Source organism: Yoonia sp. (assembly GCF_036007805.1).
GTDB lineage: Bacteria > Pseudomonadota > Alphaproteobacteria > Rhodobacterales > Rhodobacteraceae > Yoonia.
In genome coordinates this window covers 1-16094 of the sequence record NZ_DASYOK010000114.1, presented here as the reverse complement: position 1 = coordinate 16094, position 16094 = coordinate 1, and the positions used below count along the sequence as shown (strand labels likewise).

The following is a 16094-nucleotide window of genomic DNA, read 5'->3' as shown; positions in this document are numbered from 1 at the left end:
CGCGGCAATTGCAACGCGCCGCCCCTCACGTCTCGCGCGCTGGTTCTGGTCGGTCACAATTGCCCTGACAGGCTTTGTGGTGTCACTGGCCGCATGGGATTACATCAACACGCTCCTCGCGCGCTCGCCCATTCTGGGCGGCATCGCCACCGCACTTGTCGCACTCCTCCTCGCCGTCCTCGCCATCATCGCCCTGCGCGAACTGGCGGCCTTCGGACGCCTGCGCAAACTCGACCAGATCCAGCATCAGGCACAATCCGCCCTGCTGTCACACGATCTTAAACAGGCACACGGCGTCATCGCATCACTGGAAAAACTCTACAGGAACCGCGACGACACCGCATGGGGACGCGCTGAACTGACGTCCCGCCGCAATGAAGTGCTTGATGCCGACGGCCTGATCGGCCTTGCTGAAACCACACTTCTCACCCCGCTTGACGCCCGCGCCCAGCGCGAAGTCGAGGCCGCCGCACGCCAGGTCGCGACCGTCACGGCCATCGTGCCCATTGCCTTGGCCGATCTCTTTGCGGCGCTGACCGCGAACCTGCGCATGATCCGGCGGATCGCGGAAATCTACGGCGGCCGCGCTGGGACCTTGGGCAGCTGGCGGCTGACGCGCACCGTACTCACCCATCTGGTCGCAACCGGCGCCGTCGCTGTGGGTGATGATCTGATCAGCTCGGTTGCCGGCGGCGGGGTGCTGTCCAAAGTATCGCGGCGCTTTGGCGAAGGGGTCATCAACGGCGCACTGACCGCACGCGTCGGCGTTGCCGCGATCGAGGTGTGCCGCCCCCTGCCGTTTCATGCCGCCAGGAAACCCTCGGTCAGCGGCCTTGTCAGCCGTGCCATGAGCGGGCTCTTTAATCGGGGCGCTTAGTGGCCGCCACAGGCAAGCGAAGATGCACGGCCAGCCCGCCGAGTGCTTCATCCTTGGACAGCAGGATCTTTCCGCCATAGGCATGCACAAGGTCATGCGCAATCGCGAGCCCGAGACCGGTCCCGGGCATGGATGTATCAAGCCGCTGCCCGCTCTGGGTTGCCTTCGCGATCTCTTCCTTGGGAATGCCGGGGCCGTCATCCGCAATGGTGATCATGATCTGGCCGTCTTTCGTCAGGTCAGCCTTTAGCCGCACCTCGGAGGCGGCCCATTTCAGCGCATTGTCCAGAAGGTTGCCCATCACCTCTTCGAAATCACTCTGATCCATGCGCACGCGCATCCCGGGGGCGAAAACGGCGGTGAATGTCTTGCCTTCGTTTTGCGCAAGCGCGTTAAAGGCACGCTGCATGCGGCCAAGCGCTATATCCAGCGGTGTTGCAACAGCCATCGTGCTGTCAGTTCCATCGGCGCGCATCCGCGCAAAGGACCGTTTGAGCTGCGCATCCAGCCGATCCAGCGCATCCACAGCTTCATGCACATCGTGGCCGTTCATAATCAGCATATCCAACTCGTTGCGCATGATGGCCGAGGGCGTCTTGATTGCATGGGCAAGGTCCGCGGCCTGCCTGCGCGAACGGCGCATGATATCGCGGTTGCGCTCCATCAGGGTGTTGATGTCATTCACCAATGGGGCAACCTCAACCGGATAGTCGGCGACTTTCATCCCGCCGTCCTGTTCCCATTTGCCCGAAACATCCTGTCGCAGTTTGTTGAGCGGCCGCAAGACAACTGCAACCTGAGTCAACGCCCCCAAGACGCCCATGAAGGCAACAAAAGCAAAGGCCGTCAAAAGGGTGCGCCGCAGGTCCATCTGCTCTTCATCAAAGCTTTGCAGCGACGAGGCCACCTGAACATGCCAAAGCGCGCCATTACGGACGCGGACCCACCGGCCAATGCCTAAAAGGGATTCGTCATTGGGGCCCAGAAACTCGCGCCGCTGGACAACTTCCGACCGTCCAACAGGCGCAGGCAAACGCGCCTCTCCCAGTGACGGCGAAGCATAAATCCTGCCATCCTCGGTCTCGACCTGCCAGTACTGGCCCGACAACGGCACCTGATACACCAGATCACCGATCGCGCGCTCCAGACCATCGGTGGTGTCGCTATTGTTTGTCACCGCAACGACAGCCTGCGAATGGCGTGTTTCCAGCACATCAAGAAAACGGGCTTGGGCCTGTGATGCCATATAGGACGACAGGCCCGCCAAACCCAGAACGATGATCGCGACCGCCCAGAGGATGCCCCCTGTTACTGCGCGGGCGCGTAACGATGTCATGCGGTTGCTTTGATAACGTAGCCCCTGCCGCGCACAGTCTCGATCAGGTTGCTCCCCAGTTTCTTGCGGAGACGGTTCACAAAGACAGCGATCGTGTTGGAATCACGGTCACCTTCATGCTGATAGATATGATCGGACAGCTCCGTCCGTGACACAAGCCGGCCCGAATTATGGAACAGATAGGACAGCACCGCGATTTCCTGTGACGTCAGATTGGTTGGCACGCCTTGAACGGTAACCTGATTGTTACGGGTATCAAAGGTCACGTCATCCTTTGAGAAAACCGGCGTCGCTTTGCCGGCCTTGCGGCGGATCAGGGCACGCACCCGCGCCGACAGTTCCGCCATGTGGAACGGCTTGGTCAGATAATCATCCGCCCCCGCATCAAGACCATCCACGCGGTCCGTCCAGTCGTTGCGCGCCGTCAGGATCAAAATCGTGGTATCATTGCCGCCGCTGCGCAAATTCTTCAGCACCGTCAGACCATCCCGAATGGGCAGGCCGAGGTCCAGAATGATCACATCATAGGGTTCAGTTTCACCAAGATACTGCGCTTCGGCACCGTCGACGGCCACGTCAACGGTGAGCCCCTCGGACACCAGTGTTTTCTTTAGTTGGCTGGCGAGCACGGGCTCGTCTTCGGCAATCAGAATACGCATATTGCTTTCATAATTCCGCGAGGTGGCAAAATTTGGGCGAATATGAGTCACCAGACAAAGTCTTTCGTGGCAGTCTAACGTGGCGGTTTCGAGGAACAAAATGCAACGCCCCTTCAATAAGCGTGGCGCACCAATCGCCCGATTGTGTTCTTCGTTTGACACCAATGACATAGAGGCTCAGTTTGTCGCTCATCATGCTCGTCAAACACGCCACTATCACCGAGACCCGAGATCACTTCAGGTGGCTTATCCCTGAAGATTACAACATTGGCGTCGATATTTGCGACAGACATGCCAACCTGACACCTGACCGGTGCGCGATCATTGATATTGACGCCGATGGCAACGCCACGGAACACAGCTTTGCGGCACTGCGCGACCGGTCCAACCAGCTTGCCAATGCGCTTTCACACACCTCAGCCGTGGGCGACCGGATCGCGGTCCTTCTGCCGCAATGCTTTGAAACCGCCGTGGCGCATGTGGCGATCACCAAAATGGGCTGCATTTCCCTGCCGCTTTTTACACTTTTCGGGCCTGATGCATTGCGCCACAGGTTGCGGGATTCAGGCACCACGACGATCATCACCAACAGTGAAAATACGCAGATGATCCACGATCTGATGCCCGAATTGCCCGATCTGCGCGCGGTGATCAGCGTTGATGGCAAGAACACGCAGGCCACCGACTTTCAGACACTCTGCGACGCGCAATCCACCGATTTCACCCCGCATCCAACCAAGGCAGATGACCCTGCGATCCTGATCTATACCTCTGGGACAACAGGTGCACCCAAAGGGGCCCTGCATGCCCACCGCGTCCTTTTGGGGCATCTGCCCGGTGTGGAAATGAGCCATGATTTCTTTCCCCAGCCCGGCGACAAGATCTGGACACCCGCCGATTGGGCATGGATCGGCGGTTTGCTTGATGTGCTGATGCCCGCGCTGCACCATGGCGTGCCGGTCGTGGCCTGCCGGTTCCGCAAATTCACCGCGCAAGCCGCTTTTGATCTGATCCGCACCCACGGCATCCAGAACGCATTTCTGCCGCCAACCGCGCTCAAACTTATGCGCCTTGATACACCCGCCGAACCCGTTCCCATGCGTTCGGTCGCCTCGGGCGGAGAAACCCTGGGCAAAGAGCTCATCGCCTGGGGCAAGCAGGTCTTCGGTACCACCATCAACGAATTCTACGGGCAAACCGAGTGCAACATGATCGTCTCATCCTGCGCGGCCCTTGCGCCGGCAGAACCGGGCGTCATGGGCTTTGCGGTACCGGGCCACTGCGTTGATGTCGTCAACGAAGAAACCTGCACGCTTTGCATTACCGGCGAAGAAGGCAGCATCGCCGTGCGCGCACCTGATCCGGTGATGTTTCTGCGCTATTGGAACAACCCTGACGCCACGGCCAGAAAATTCATCGACATTGCAGGCGAAAAATGGCTGCTGACCGGTGATAGAGGCCGCAAGACAGACACAGGCCGCCTGCAATTTATCGGCCGCGACGATGACATCATCAGTTCCGGCGGCTACCGTATCGGCCCTGCCGAGATTGAAGACTGCCTGCTGACGCACCCAGCGGTGCAGTTGGCGGGCGTGGTTGGCAAACCTGATGCGATCCGCGGGTCCATCGTTGTGGCCTATATTCAACTCGCCATAGGCTTTGACGCGTCAGATGCTCTGGCCACCGAGATCGCCGCTCATGTCAAAACCAGACTTGCCGCCTATGAGTTCCCCCGCGTCGTGCGCTTTATCCGTGATATGCCCATGACGACGACCGGCAAAATTATCCGCGCAGACCTGCGGGCGCGTGCAGCAAAGGAAGCCGAAAATGAGCAATGATGTCGTTCTTTATCACGCCGAAAATGGCATCGCGACGGTCACGTTGAACCGCCCGGACCAGCGCAATGCCATCAACCCGGAGGTCTGCGACGGTATCCGCACGGCATTCGACAAGGTCGAGGCAGACCCCGATGTGCGTGTCGCGATCCTGAACGGCGCAGGTGCGCTTTTCTGTGCAGGTATGGACCTCAAGGCCTTTGCGGCGGGCGCAGGCGATGTGATCCTCTTTGGTCAATATGGCTTTGGCGGTTTCGTCAAGCGCGCCCGCACAAAGCCTGTCATTGCCGCCGTGGAAGGGGCCGCACTCGCCGGTGGGTTCGAAATGATGCTGGCCTGCGATCTGGTTGTTGCCGGGGCCTCTACGCAGTTTGCGTTGCCCGAAGTGCGCATTGGCCTGATCCCCGGTGCGGGTGGTGCTGTGCGCCTGCCGGTGTCGATCCCGCGGGTGCGTGCCAATGAAATCCTGCTGACAGGGGCCGCTTTCGGCGCGCAAGAGGCTGCCGACTGGGGGCTGATCAATCGTATAGCCTCCGATGGCGACGCCTTGAAAACAGCCCGGACAATCGCCGTCCAGATCGCCGCAAACGCCCCGCTGGCGGTACGCCACACGCTAGCCATCGCCAACAGGGCACTGGCCGAAAATGACGCTGCCCATTGGCCCGCAAACGACGAAATCATCCATCAGATCGGGCGGACCGCCGATGCCGCCGAGGGCGCGCGCGCGTTCATTGAAAAGCGCGCGCCGGTCTGGCAAGGCAAATAGAGCGCCTTTGCAAAGGACGCACGCGGGCGAGGCTATCTGCATTCGGCGCTTGGAAGCGCTGAAAACACGCATATAGTGGCAGCCGCATGAGAACAGATAACGCGATCAGCGCTCCCACATCACAGACCACTGGCCACGCACAAGGTGAGCGCAGGCAGATTACGGCTGTTTTCATGGATATTGTCGGTTTCAGCAGCATCGCAAGCAAGGCAGATCCCGAAGATCTCGAACACTGGCTGGAAGAGTTCTACGGTCAGGCGCGCCGCATTATCGAGGCACAGGGCGGCGAAGTCACAGAGTATCTGGGCGACGGCGTTGTCGCACTCTTTGGTCTCGCCCGCGCTGATGAACTCGCCGCGTCAAGGGCTGTCAGTGCCGCGATGACCGCACTTGAAGAGATCAACGCCGGAGCAAGCCAAGGCATCACAACGCGGCTGCGCATCGGTGTGGCGACAGGTGACGCCGCTGTACGGATCGACAGGGGGCGCGAGAACCTGCCGCGCGCCACCGGCATGGTCACCACGCTTGCGCGGCGCATCCAGCAACAGGCAGCCCCCGGCACAGTGTTGATCTCGGCCAGCACCAAGGCCCTGCTACGCGGCGGTATCGCCACTGAAGAAATCGGCAACCAGACCCTCAAAGGCTTCGCCGAGGCGCAAACCCTGTTCCGCCCACTGGCAAACCAAACGCAAGCAGTCACATCTTTCTCGCCCTTTGTCGGGCGCAAAGACACACTCGCGCAGATCAGTCTGAGCAGTGATCCCGTTCTGGTGCTGGGGCAGGCCGGAATTGGCAAATCCGCGCTGGCCCGGCATTTGGCGCATACCGCGACCGCAGCGACAACCTTTGCCGCCGACGGCGTCAAGACACCCAGCAGCTATCAGCCCTTCGAACAGTGGCTCTTGCAAAAGACCGGCAGCACCCTGCCGGATTTCACAGATATCGCCACGGCTTTCCCGGCCCTCGAAGATGAGACCAAAAGAGCGCTTGCACTGGTTTTGGGATTGCCCGAGGGCCAGAACCTCTTGATTGACCGCAGCAATGTCGCCCTCAAGGCGCTGATCGAAGAGAGCCTCTGGCAAGCGATCTGTGCGGCGCAACCTGCGGGACTTCTTGTTTTTGAAGACCTGCATTGGCTGGACAACGCCAGTTTTGGCGTCCTGCGGCATATTCTGGATAACGCGGGCAACCATGATCATCAAATCCTGATGACCAGCCGCGACGATAGCAAAATCGACAAGCACCTCGACCAGTCCCGGATCACGGTAATCACGCTCGCACCGCTATCCGACGCAGAGGCCGCCGCTATGCTCGATGCCGTGACAGATGCACCGCCCACACCCCGCCAAAAGGCTTTTGTGATTTCACAATCCGCTGGGATCCCTTTGTTCATCGAGCATTTGTCAAAACGGACCGCTGTCGACGAAAACGCGACCGCAGATGTTCCTGGCTCTCTCAAGGATCTGTTGGCGGATCAGATTGATGCAACAGGCCCGACAAAAGCCGTGTTGCAATGTGCCGCGGTTATCGGGCAAACCTTTACCCTGGACACGCTTGAGGCCATCGCATCAGATCACGCACCCCTTGATATGCATCTGGAGGAGGCCTGTAGGAAAGGTGTGCTCAAAAAGCTTGATGTTGCCAAATGGGGGTTTGCGCACGCGCTGTTGCACCAAGCGGCATATGATAGCCTTTTGCGGAACAAGCGCATCGCCTATCACGCCAAGATTGCCGCGCATCTCAAGCGAGACCATGTCGATGCGATGATGCGCAATCCTGCCCTGCTGACGGCCCACCTCAGCCGCGCCGAACAGCATATTCCGGCGATCGAAAACTATCTTTCCGTCAGCCGCTGGGCGCTGTCACAGGGGGCGTTTGACGATGCCGAAGCCCATGTGCTGGCTGCCATCGCATTGTGCGAGAAAGCACCTGCAAACGTCGATGTCCGCACACTTGAAATCACCTGCTATTCCGCGCTGGGGTCAATCCGGATGCAGACGCAGGGCTTTACCGCTGACTCGGTGAGAATAGCCTTTGAAACCGTCGCAAAGCTGGCAAGTGGCAAGGATGCGCATTCCTCTGCAAACGGGCCCGCCCTTTACGGCAGCTTTACCCATGCCGTTGTGTCGGGCGACAAAAAGGCCGCAACGCGGTTTGCCGATATGCTGCGCAAAGCGGCGAGTACAGCGCCGCCTGACAGGCCCGATAGCGAATTGCGACTGGCCTCTTTAAATACAGATGCAGCCTTGCATTTCTATACCGGTGATTTTGCAAAAGTATCGCCCACTTTCAAAGCTCTGCGCAGGCATTACGATATCACCACCCATGGCGCGATGATCGCCAGCTATGGTGCCGACACATTCGCCGCAGCGCAGATGTTTGACTGTGTGACACGCGCCATTTGCGGCCAAACGCATCTGATCTCGGAAATGATCATGGAAACGGATGCGCATCAACGGCAGTTGAATATCCCTGTGATGCAACCCTGGGCCCAGATCTGGGGTGCCGTATCGTTGTTCTATGCAGGCCAACAGGACGCCGCCATTCAGCGTGTACGGCGTGGGATCGCCACTGCAACCAAACAGGGCACAACTTTCTGGCAGGTCACCGGAACCGCGTGGTTGCACGTGATGCAACCCTCTGAAAGCGCCAGCGAAGAGGGGCTGGCGCGGTTTGCGCAGGCGATCAGCACCTATGAAAGGATGGGCGCGCATATCGGGCTTCCCTATTTTAGGGCGCATTATGCGCTGGCGCAGGCAGAGCATGGCGATATCGCCGCCGCCTATGAAAGCGCGTTGCAGGCTGTGCGCGAAAATGGGCGTGACGGCCTGCATAGCTGGTATCCAGAGGTTCTCCGGCTGCATGCTCTTGTGTGTGATATCGAAGGTGGCACAGCCGGTGCTGCACGTTTTCGTCAAGAGTCCGCTGCCATTGCCGGCAAACAAGGTGCGACACTGTGGTTACTGCGCACACGGATCGACCAGTTGTGCGCGGACGAAATAGATGCCGCCCTGTTGGCAGAGGCTGTTGGCCAGCTTCACCGGCGTGCGGCACCACCCGAAAAGCAGGCAGCGCTTGCGCTGTTGTCGCGTAGATGACCCCCGAGAAATTACTCAGCTACAAGCTCCCCCTTTTTGCGGGAATGAAACCTGCCGACTTGGGCAATATCCCTTTGGGTGTCAGTGAACAGCACCTTATGCCGTGGCAAACGATCATAGATCAGGATGATGCGTCTTATGATCTGTACTTTTTGTTGTCCGGTTCACTTCTGGCAGTTTTCTGGACACCGCAAGGACGCGAAATCGTCTTTTCGCGCTTTCCCGTCGGGTCGTATTTCGGGGAACTGGCGGCCTTCGACGGCATCCCGCGCTCGCTCGCGGTTGTCGCGAAAACCGAGGCCACAGTCCTGACAATGACGCGCAGCAGCTTTTTGCAGCTTTTCAACGAAGTGCCCCTGCTGCGGGAGCGGATCACGAAAAATCTGGTGGACCGGATCCGTATTCTGACCGAACGCAACATGGAAATGACAACGCTTTCTGTTGACCAGCGGGTCAGAAAATACCTGCTGCGGCTAGCTGTAGAGGAAGGCAAACTATCCAAAGGGGCCATCATCGAACACGCGCCGACACATGCCGAAATTGCGGGCTCGGTCGGGGCCAACCGCGAAATGGTCAGCCGCGCGATCAGCAAGTTGGCCAAGGGCGGCGTGATCAAATCAGCCCGTCAAAAGATCGAGATCCTTGATCCTGGAGCGCTCTCGGACGAGCTCGCCTAGTCTTAATCCAAATTTTACCAATTTGCGCCAAAACTCGGATGCGATGACGCGGGAGTGGTCAGGCAAAGGAAGACATAATTGCGCAGTTTGGCACGTATTTTCGGGATTCTGGGCGGTGAAGTAACACTCATGTTGGCTGGCGGCGGCGCAGGCTTGGTGTTTCTAATCTTCAGCTAATTTTCGGCTGTTCTGCAGAGGTTTCATGATAATCAGGTAGCGCCACGCTCTGCATTAGCGCGCCGCTCATCCACATTTTGGGAAACTTTGATTGGAGAAAATGAAACTCTTGGACGACGTCGCGCCCCCAGGGAATTGACCCGCGGCGCGGAACACTTACTTATTGACTGACCCAGCCAGTCATAGGATCGCACATGTTCTTTCGCTCCGCAGCAACGCTTCTTTTGTCGTGCATTGCGTTTCCCGCCGCGGCCGCATGTGTCGGTGACAGCTATCTGGACCAGTTGACCCCGCAACAGGAAGCGCAATTGTCGGCAGCGGTGGCCGATATGCCCTATTCCGAAGGGCTGATCTGGACCGCAGCAAAGGACACGACCGAGATCACCGTCGTCGGCACGATGCACATCTATGATCCGCGCCTGGAAGAGTTGCGTGCGCAACTGGCCGAAACGGTCGCGACGGCCGATCTTGTGCTGCTCGAGGCAACGCCGAAAGAAGAAGCGCAACTGCAAGAAATGATCACGCGCGAACCCGATCGCCTGTTCATCGTTGATGGCCCAACCCTGCCAGAGTTGGTCGATGAAGACACATGGCAACTGATTTTGGCCGCCGCCAGCGAACGCGGGATTCCATCTTTTCTGGCCGCCAAAATGCAACCTTGGTACCTGTCGATGACCCTTGCGGTCCCATCCTGCGCGATGGCCGACATGATGGCCGGTGTGCGCGGCCTCGATCACATGATCATTGAGGATGCGCAGGCTGCGGGTGTGCCCATGCAAGCAGTCGAACCTTACACAACACTGTTTGATCTGTTCGGCGACGACAACATGGATGACCAAATCAGTATGCTGCGGGTCAGCATGCTGGTGCCCGATTTGCAACAGCAGATGTTTGTTGCGATGCTGGACAGCTATTTTGCTGAGGAAATCGGCCAGCTTTGGGAACTGTCGCGGCTCGCTATGTCCGATGTGCCCGGTATGGACCCCGTCGCAGGGAACGCCATGTTCGACGAGATGGAAGAATCATTGCTGAACATGCGCAACAGGAACTGGATTCCGGTCATCACTGCTGCCGCTGAAGGCCACAACAACATAGTCGTAGCAGTCGGTGCTGGTCATTTGATCGGTGAGCAGGGTGTGCTGCAGCTTCTGGAAAACGAGGGCTGGACCATCACGCGGCTGGACTGAGACAAGCGAAGGAATTTCGCGAAATTCCTTCGACACGCCCAATAATTTTCGCGAAAATTATTGAGCTTACACATCCCCGTAATCGGACAGGCCTTTGCGCCCCAGATCGGTCAAATCGTAAACCCCGCGCGACACACGTGTAAACCAGCCATAATGGTCCGCCGCCATGATCTGCGTGGCTTGTGGGACTTCGGCCCATTCCTTGACCTTCGCGCCCTTTGACGGCCCATGGACGGCCAGAAAACGCGCACAGCGCAGCGCATCCTGCCGATAGCCGGTGATAATCCCGTGCCGTGTTGCACCCCCGTCATTGGGATCACCCTGCAACCGCTCAAACGCGCGCAAGAGCCGTGTTTTCTTCTTTTTCGACTGCCGCGCCGCATAGGGCCCGGGGTCAGCCAGCACCTCGACATGCCCGTCACGCAGACGCACGGTCAGCACGCCCAAACCCGCACGCCGCGCCAGTTTGACATTCGCCTTCAGTGCCTTGTCTTTGCCACCCGCAGGCACCGCCAGATAGACATGATCGGTGGTGAGCAACCGCTCAATGCCTTGATGGAAAAGCGCCAGCGAAAACCCCATCTTCAACTCGACCACCACCAGTGCATCACCGCGCCGCCCGACGACATCGGCAGGGCCGACCTCGCCTTTCACCTCATAGCCTTGTCGTTGCAGATAGGCCTTGATGGGGGGGTATAAATCGGCCTCGCGTGGCATGGGTGCTCCTTTCGGCATAGCCAATTGGAAAAATCCGACGATGACAAGCCCCGCCAATAGACCGTTCAAACTGACACGATGGGGTGACAGCCCCAGCGCACACTTCTATATACGGGCCAAACCTTGCTCCGATAGAAAGTGACGCACATGACAACGCTCGTATTTGGCCATAAATCCCCTGACACCGACAGCACAGGCTCGCCCCTGATCTGGGAGTGGTTCCTGAACCACACCGACATTGACGCGAAAGCGGCCCTGCTGGGCGCGCCGAACACGGAAGCCAAATTCGTGGCCGAGCGTTGGGGGTTCGAGCTTCCCGAAATCATTGCCGACGTTGATGACAACCAGTCATGCGTGATCGTGGACACCAACAATCCCGCCGAACTGCCCGCAAACATCAATAACGCCGATGTGCTGGCCATCATTGACCACCACAAACTGGCCGGCGGGCTGGAAACCAAGAATCCGATCAACATCACTGTGCGTCCCTTGGCCTGCACCGCGACGATCATGCATCAGATGATGGGTGATCACGCCAGCCACATGCCACAGGGCATCAAGGGCCTGATGCTGTCATGCATCCTTTCCGACACGCTGGCCTTCCGGTCGCCCACGACAACCGAGGTCGACAAGGATCTGGCCGAGGCGCTTGCCAAGGACCTTGGGGTCGATATCGACACCTACGCCGGTGAAATGTTTGCCGCAAAATCCGATGTCTCTGCATTCTCGGATGCCGAACTTCTGCGCATGGACAGCAAGGAATATGCCGTCGACGGCAAGAAATTCCGCGTCTCCGTGCTCGAAACCACAGCGCCCGATATCGTGCTCGACCGCAAAGCATCGCTGATGGAAACCATGCCGAAAGTCGCAGAAGAAGACGGCGTCGACCAGGTGCTGCTTTTCGTTGTCGATATCCTCAAGGAAGAGGCCACCATGCTGATCCCCAACGATCTGACCAAGACCGTTGCCGAAAAGTCCTTTGACGCAAAAGTCGACGGCGACAGCGTGGTCCTGCCTGGCATCATGAGCCGGAAAAAGCAGATCATCCCGGCACTCAAGGTCTAAGCTGGCCGCACAAACGTATGTACAGGTTGTGTACCGGATGTGTACAGGATCTGTACGCCTTCCATACCGTTCACAAAGGTTAACGCATGACCCAGATCATCGACCAATTCGCCGAAATCTCGGGGCAGTATGACGCCGCCTTTGTGGACCTGTGGGGGTGTATGCATAATGGCATCACCGCCCTGCCGGACGCCGTTGCTGCCATGCAGAAATACCGTGCTGCGGGCGGGATTGTTGTGCTTGTCACGAATTCCCCGCGCCCATGGGATTCCGTCGCGCGCCAGATCAACGGTCTGGGTGTGCCTGATGACGCATGGGACGCGATTGCCACCTCTGGTGACAGCGCGCGTGCGGCGATGTTCCGCGGCATTGTGGGTGAAAAGATCTGGTTCATGGGCGAAAGCCCCCGGGATGATGATTTCTTCCAGCCCCTGCAAATCATTGAAAATCCTGTGAATATCCAGAAGGTTCCGCTGGATCAGGCCGAAGGCATTGTTTGCTGCGGCCCTTTTGATCCGCTGGCCGATGTCGATGTGAACCGGCCGGAATTCCTCTATGCAAAGACCAAGGGTCTCAAACTGCTTTGCGCCAACCCCGACATTATCGTGGATCGCGGCGAAGTCCGTGAATGGTGCGCTGGTGCGCTGGCCGCGCTCTATACCGAAATGGGCGGCGAGAGCCTCTATTTCGGCAAACCCCACCCACCGATCTATGACCTCGCGCGCCGCAGGCTCGCTGCATTAACCAATGCGCCATCAGATCCGCGTATTATCGGGATCGGTGACGGGATCGGCACGGATATTCTGGGTGGTCTGCAAGAAGATATCGACACGCTCTTTATTTCGGGTGGATTGGCCGCGGCAGAAACGAAGACCGACCGCCAGCCTGACCCGGAGGCATTAGAGGCCTATTTGAACGAGGCGCAGATCAGCACGACCTACACCATTGGGCAGTTGCGGTAGCAGGAATCGCTTGATCTTTCTGCATCGGCAAAGTAATAAAATTTCAATATCGACGTGATACTGGATTTTTTGTTACTTAATGGAGCCTGATATGCTGGATAACGCCCCCCGCGGAACGATCTGCATCGAAGACATCGAAATCGGTATGACCCGCTCGCTCCGCAAGGTGATCACGGACCGCGATATCGAAATGTTTGCCGAGGTGTCGACCGACAGAAACCCTGTGCACCTTGATGAAGACTATGCGCAGGACACCATCTTTGGCGGGCGTATCGCCCATGGCATGCTCACGGCCGGACTGGTCAGCGCCGTGATCGGGGAACAACTGCCCGGACATGGCACGGTTTATCTGGGGCAAAGCCTGAAATTCCTCGCCCCTGTGCGCCCCGGCGACATGGTGCTGGCCGAAGTTGAAGTCACAGATATCGACCATTCCAAACGGCGCGTCACCATGAACACGCGCTGCATTGTGAACGACAAAAAAGTATTGGTTGGCGATGCCACCGTCCTCGCGCCAAGCCGGAAGTTCGACTAGCGCTGTTCAAGCCTGACGGCTTTCCACGCGCGTAAGCCCGCAAGGGCTGACAAGCGGTGCTTGCACGGCCCTGCGTGGTCCGCTACCCAAAGCCATGCGCATCATTCGTGACACCGTTTTCATTGATCCTGCTGACCGTGGCGCCGCCGCGGCGATCGGCAATTTTGACGGTGTGCATATCGGCCATCAAGCTGTCATCGACCTGACCCGCAAAGCCGCCAAAGAGGCGGAAGCACCCCTCGGCATCATGACGTTCGAGCCACACCCGCGCAGCTATTTTTCCCGCGATCCCAACCCTTTCCGCCTTATGAACGCCGAAGCGCGTGCAAACCGTCTGGCGAAACTGGGTGTTGAAAAACTTTATGAAGTACCCTTCAGCGCAGCCCTTGCCGCCCTCACCCCCCGTGCCTTTGCACAAACGGTTATCGCCGATCAACTGGGGCTCAAACATGTGGTTGTCGGTGCCGATTTCTGCTTTGGCAAAGACCGCGCGGGCACGGTGGCAGACCTTCAGAAATTCGGTGCTGAAATGGGATTTGGCGTGACTGTCGCACCCATCGTGGCCATCGACCGCGCCAATGTCTCCTCCACCGCGATCCGGCAAGCCCTGAGCGATGGCAAACCGCGCGACGCTGCCGCAATGCTGGGCCACTGGCACCGTATCGTAGGCGAGGTCATCCGTGGCGATCAACGCGGCCGCGATCTGGGGTACCCCACTGCCAACATGTCGATCACTGGCCTGCACCCGCCGAAATTTGGCGTTTATGCCGTGAAAGTCGACGTGCTCGACGGCCCGCACAAAGGCACCTACAACGGCGCGGCCTCGATCGGCGTCCGCCCGATGTTCGGCGAGAATGTTCCGAATTGCGAAACTTTCATCTTCGACTTCAAAGGCGATCTCTACGGGTCCACCCTTTCGGTTGCCTTGGTTGATTTCCTGCGGCCCGAGTTGAAATTCGACAGCCTCGAAGCGCTCATCACCCAGATGGATGCCGATTGTGTCACCGCCAGAGAGATCCTTGCCGATGTCCGTTGAAATCCCCCGCGACGGCCTGACGCCGCGGTTTTGGGAAACCAAACCGATGTCGAAACTTAACAAACAGGAGTGGGAAGCGCTCTGCGACGGGTGCGGCAAATGCTGCCTGAACAAGCTTGAAGATGACGACGGCACCGTGGCGATGACCCGCATCGCTTGCCGCCTGCTTGATGGGGAAAGCTGTTTGTGCAGCAACTATGCCAAACGCCATCAATTTGTCCCCGAATGTATTGTGCTGACCCCGAAAACCATCGTCGAAAACCTGTACTGGCTGCCCCTCACCTGCGGCTACCGCCTGGTCCATGAAGGCCGCCCGCTGTACGACTGGCATCCGCTGATCTCGGGCGATCCGGAATCTGTGCATCGGGCTGGCGTATCGGTCAGGGGTATGACGATCCCAGAGTTTCAGGTCGACGAGGACGATTGGGAAGACCACATTATCGAGGAGCCACTCTAGATGTTTTTTGCTTCAGACAACGCAGGCCCCGTCCATCCAAAGGTGATGGAGGCGCTGGTCGCCGCCAATACCGGCTATGCCATGGGCTATGGTGCGGACCCGATCATGGAGACCGTGCGCACGCAGGTCCGCGAGGTCTTCGAAGCACCCGAAGCTGCCGTTTACCTGATTATCAACGGGACAGCAGCAAATTCCGTACTCCTCGCCTCAATGACCCAGCCATGGCAGACGCTGTTCTGCACGGAATGCGCGCATATCCACGAAGACGAATGCAATGCGCCGGAATTCTACACCCAAGCCAAGCTGACCTTGGTGCCAACGACAAACGGCAAAATGACCCCGGATGCCTTGCGCAACAAGATCCTTGGCGAAGAAAACCGTGGCGTGCACGGCCCGCAACGCGGCCCGCTGTCGATTACGCAAGTGACGGAAAAGGGGACGATTTATACGCTTGATGAAATTCAGGCGCTCACCGCGACCGCCCGCGACTTCGACATGCAAACCCACCTTGATGGCGCGCGTTTCGCCAATGCAATGACAGCACTCGGCTGTTCGGCTGCGGAAATGACGTGGAAAGCCGGCGTTGATACAGTCAGTTTCGGCGGCACCAAGAACGGCGCAATGGGGGTTGAGGCCTGTGTCATTTTCAACCCCGAAATCGCGTGGGAATTCGAGCTGCGGCGCAAACGTGGGGGGCATCTGCTGTCCAA

15 protein-coding genes are annotated in these 16094 nt (G+C 58.4%); 12 read left to right on the top strand and 3 right to left on the bottom strand.

The window, feature by feature from the left end; genetic code table 11:
• Positions 1-877: YcjF family protein (locus VGP75_RS06470; protein ID WP_327542871.1), on the top strand; the 877-nt coding region annotated here is incomplete at its 5' end.
• On the opposite strand, the gene VGP75_RS06465 is transcribed toward VGP75_RS06470, so the two are convergent.
• Positions 861-2213: a sensor histidine kinase gene (locus VGP75_RS06465; RefSeq protein WP_327542870.1), complete on the bottom strand. Its 1353-nt coding sequence runs from the start codon at positions 2211-2213 to the stop codon at positions 861-863. The genes VGP75_RS06470 and VGP75_RS06465 overlap by 17 nt on opposite strands.
• Positions 2210-2872, bottom strand: a complete 663-nt coding sequence (locus VGP75_RS06460; protein WP_327542869.1) for a response regulator transcription factor — start codon at positions 2870-2872, stop codon at positions 2210-2212. Before VGP75_RS06460 ends, VGP75_RS06465 begins: the two co-directional genes overlap by 4 nt.
• A gap of 182 nt (positions 2873-3054) precedes the next feature.
• Between VGP75_RS06460 and VGP75_RS06455 the strand changes: the two genes are divergently transcribed.
• The 5 genes from VGP75_RS06455 (at position 3055) to VGP75_RS06435 (ending at position 10612) form a co-directional block, all read left to right on the top strand.
• Positions 3055-4710 (top strand): AMP-binding protein, encoded by a 1656-nt coding sequence (locus VGP75_RS06455; RefSeq protein WP_327542868.1) that lies wholly within the window; start codon positions 3055-3057, stop codon positions 4708-4710.
• Entirely contained in the window at positions 4700-5473 is a 774-nt protein-coding gene (locus VGP75_RS06450) for a crotonase/enoyl-CoA hydratase family protein (protein WP_327542867.1), read from the top strand. The genes VGP75_RS06455 and VGP75_RS06450 overlap by 11 nt, the downstream gene beginning before the upstream one ends.
• An 86-nt stretch (positions 5474-5559) precedes the next feature.
• On the top strand, positions 5560-8571 hold the full coding sequence (locus VGP75_RS06445; protein WP_327542866.1) for an ATP-binding protein: 3012 nt from the start codon (positions 5560-5562) through the stop codon (positions 8569-8571).
• A gap of 44 nt (positions 8572-8615) precedes the next feature.
• Positions 8616-9248: a Crp/Fnr family transcriptional regulator gene (locus tag VGP75_RS06440; protein WP_327542865.1), complete on the top strand. Its 633-nt coding sequence runs from the start codon at positions 8616-8618 to the stop codon at positions 9246-9248.
• A gap of 371 nt (positions 9249-9619) precedes the next feature.
• On the top strand, positions 9620-10612 hold the full coding sequence (locus VGP75_RS06435) for a TraB/GumN family protein (RefSeq protein WP_327542864.1): 993 nt from the start codon (positions 9620-9622) through the stop codon (positions 10610-10612).
• Positions 10613-10678: 66 nt separating this feature from the next.
• Here the strand turns inward: VGP75_RS06435 and VGP75_RS06430 are convergent, their stop codons facing one another.
• Positions 10679-11329 (bottom strand): DUF2161 domain-containing phosphodiesterase, encoded by a 651-nt coding sequence (locus VGP75_RS06430; protein WP_327542863.1) that lies wholly within the window; start codon positions 11327-11329, stop codon positions 10679-10681.
• 147 nt (positions 11330-11476) lie between these two features.
• Between VGP75_RS06430 and VGP75_RS06425 the strand changes: the two genes are divergently transcribed.
• From VGP75_RS06425 to VGP75_RS06400, 6 genes are all read left to right on the top strand, one after another.
• Positions 11477-12394: a manganese-dependent inorganic pyrophosphatase gene (locus VGP75_RS06425; RefSeq protein WP_327542862.1), complete on the top strand. Its 918-nt coding sequence runs from the start codon at positions 11477-11479 to the stop codon at positions 12392-12394.
• An 86-nt stretch (positions 12395-12480) separates the two neighbouring features.
• Complete coding sequence (locus tag VGP75_RS06420) at positions 12481-13356, top strand: TIGR01459 family HAD-type hydrolase (protein ID WP_327542861.1); 876 nt, start codon at positions 12481-12483, stop codon at positions 13354-13356.
• A gap of 91 nt (positions 13357-13447) precedes the next feature.
• Positions 13448-13891 carry a MaoC family dehydratase gene (locus VGP75_RS06415; RefSeq protein ID WP_055294950.1) on the top strand — a complete coding sequence of 148 codons (444 nt, stop codon included), beginning with the start codon at positions 13448-13450 and terminating at the stop codon, positions 13889-13891.
• Between the two features lie 94 nt (positions 13892-13985).
• Positions 13986-14927: a bifunctional riboflavin kinase/FAD synthetase gene (locus VGP75_RS06410; RefSeq protein WP_327542860.1), complete on the top strand. Its 942-nt coding sequence runs from the start codon at positions 13986-13988 to the stop codon at positions 14925-14927.
• Positions 14917-15384, top strand: a complete 468-nt coding sequence (locus VGP75_RS06405; protein ID WP_327542859.1) for a YcgN family cysteine cluster protein — start codon at positions 14917-14919, stop codon at positions 15382-15384. The genes VGP75_RS06410 and VGP75_RS06405 overlap by 11 nt, the downstream gene beginning before the upstream one ends.
• The coding region (locus VGP75_RS06400) for a threonine aldolase family protein (RefSeq protein WP_327542858.1) at positions 15385-16094 on the top strand (710 nt) is incomplete at its 3' end.

What these genes read in the sequence shown, in the direction of transcription:
- VGP75_RS06435 (WP_327542864.1), top strand. Translation starts at nt 9,620, where the DNA reads ATGTTCTTTCGCTCCGCAGCAACGCTTCTTTTGTCGTGCATTGCGTTT.
- VGP75_RS06440 (WP_327542865.1), top strand. Translation starts at nt 8,616, where the DNA reads ATGAAACCTGCCGACTTGGGCAATATCCCTTTGGGTGTCAGTGAACAG.
- VGP75_RS06430 (WP_327542863.1), bottom strand. Translation starts at nt 11,329, where the DNA reads ATGCCACGCGAGGCCGATTTATACCCCCCCATCAAGGCCTATCTGCAA.
- VGP75_RS06425 (WP_327542862.1), top strand. Translation starts at nt 11,477, where the DNA reads ATGACAACGCTCGTATTTGGCCATAAATCCCCTGACACCGACAGCACA.
- VGP75_RS06450 (WP_327542867.1), top strand. Translation starts at nt 4,700, where the DNA reads ATGAGCAATGATGTCGTTCTTTATCACGCCGAAAATGGCATCGCGACG.
- VGP75_RS06465 (WP_327542870.1), bottom strand. Translation starts at nt 2,213, where the DNA reads ATGACATCGTTACGCGCCCGCGCAGTAACAGGGGGCATCCTCTGGGCG.
- VGP75_RS06420 (WP_327542861.1), top strand. Translation starts at nt 12,481, where the DNA reads ATGACCCAGATCATCGACCAATTCGCCGAAATCTCGGGGCAGTATGAC.
- VGP75_RS06410 (WP_327542860.1), top strand. Translation starts at nt 13,986, where the DNA reads ATGCGCATCATTCGTGACACCGTTTTCATTGATCCTGCTGACCGTGGC.
- VGP75_RS06415 (WP_055294950.1), top strand. Translation starts at nt 13,448, where the DNA reads ATGCTGGATAACGCCCCCCGCGGAACGATCTGCATCGAAGACATCGAA.
- VGP75_RS06405 (WP_327542859.1), top strand. Translation starts at nt 14,917, where the DNA reads ATGTCCGTTGAAATCCCCCGCGACGGCCTGACGCCGCGGTTTTGGGAA.
- VGP75_RS06460 (WP_327542869.1), bottom strand. Translation starts at nt 2,872, where the DNA reads ATGCGTATTCTGATTGCCGAAGACGAGCCCGTGCTCGCCAGCCAACTA.
- VGP75_RS06445 (WP_327542866.1), top strand. Translation starts at nt 5,560, where the DNA reads ATGAGAACAGATAACGCGATCAGCGCTCCCACATCACAGACCACTGGC.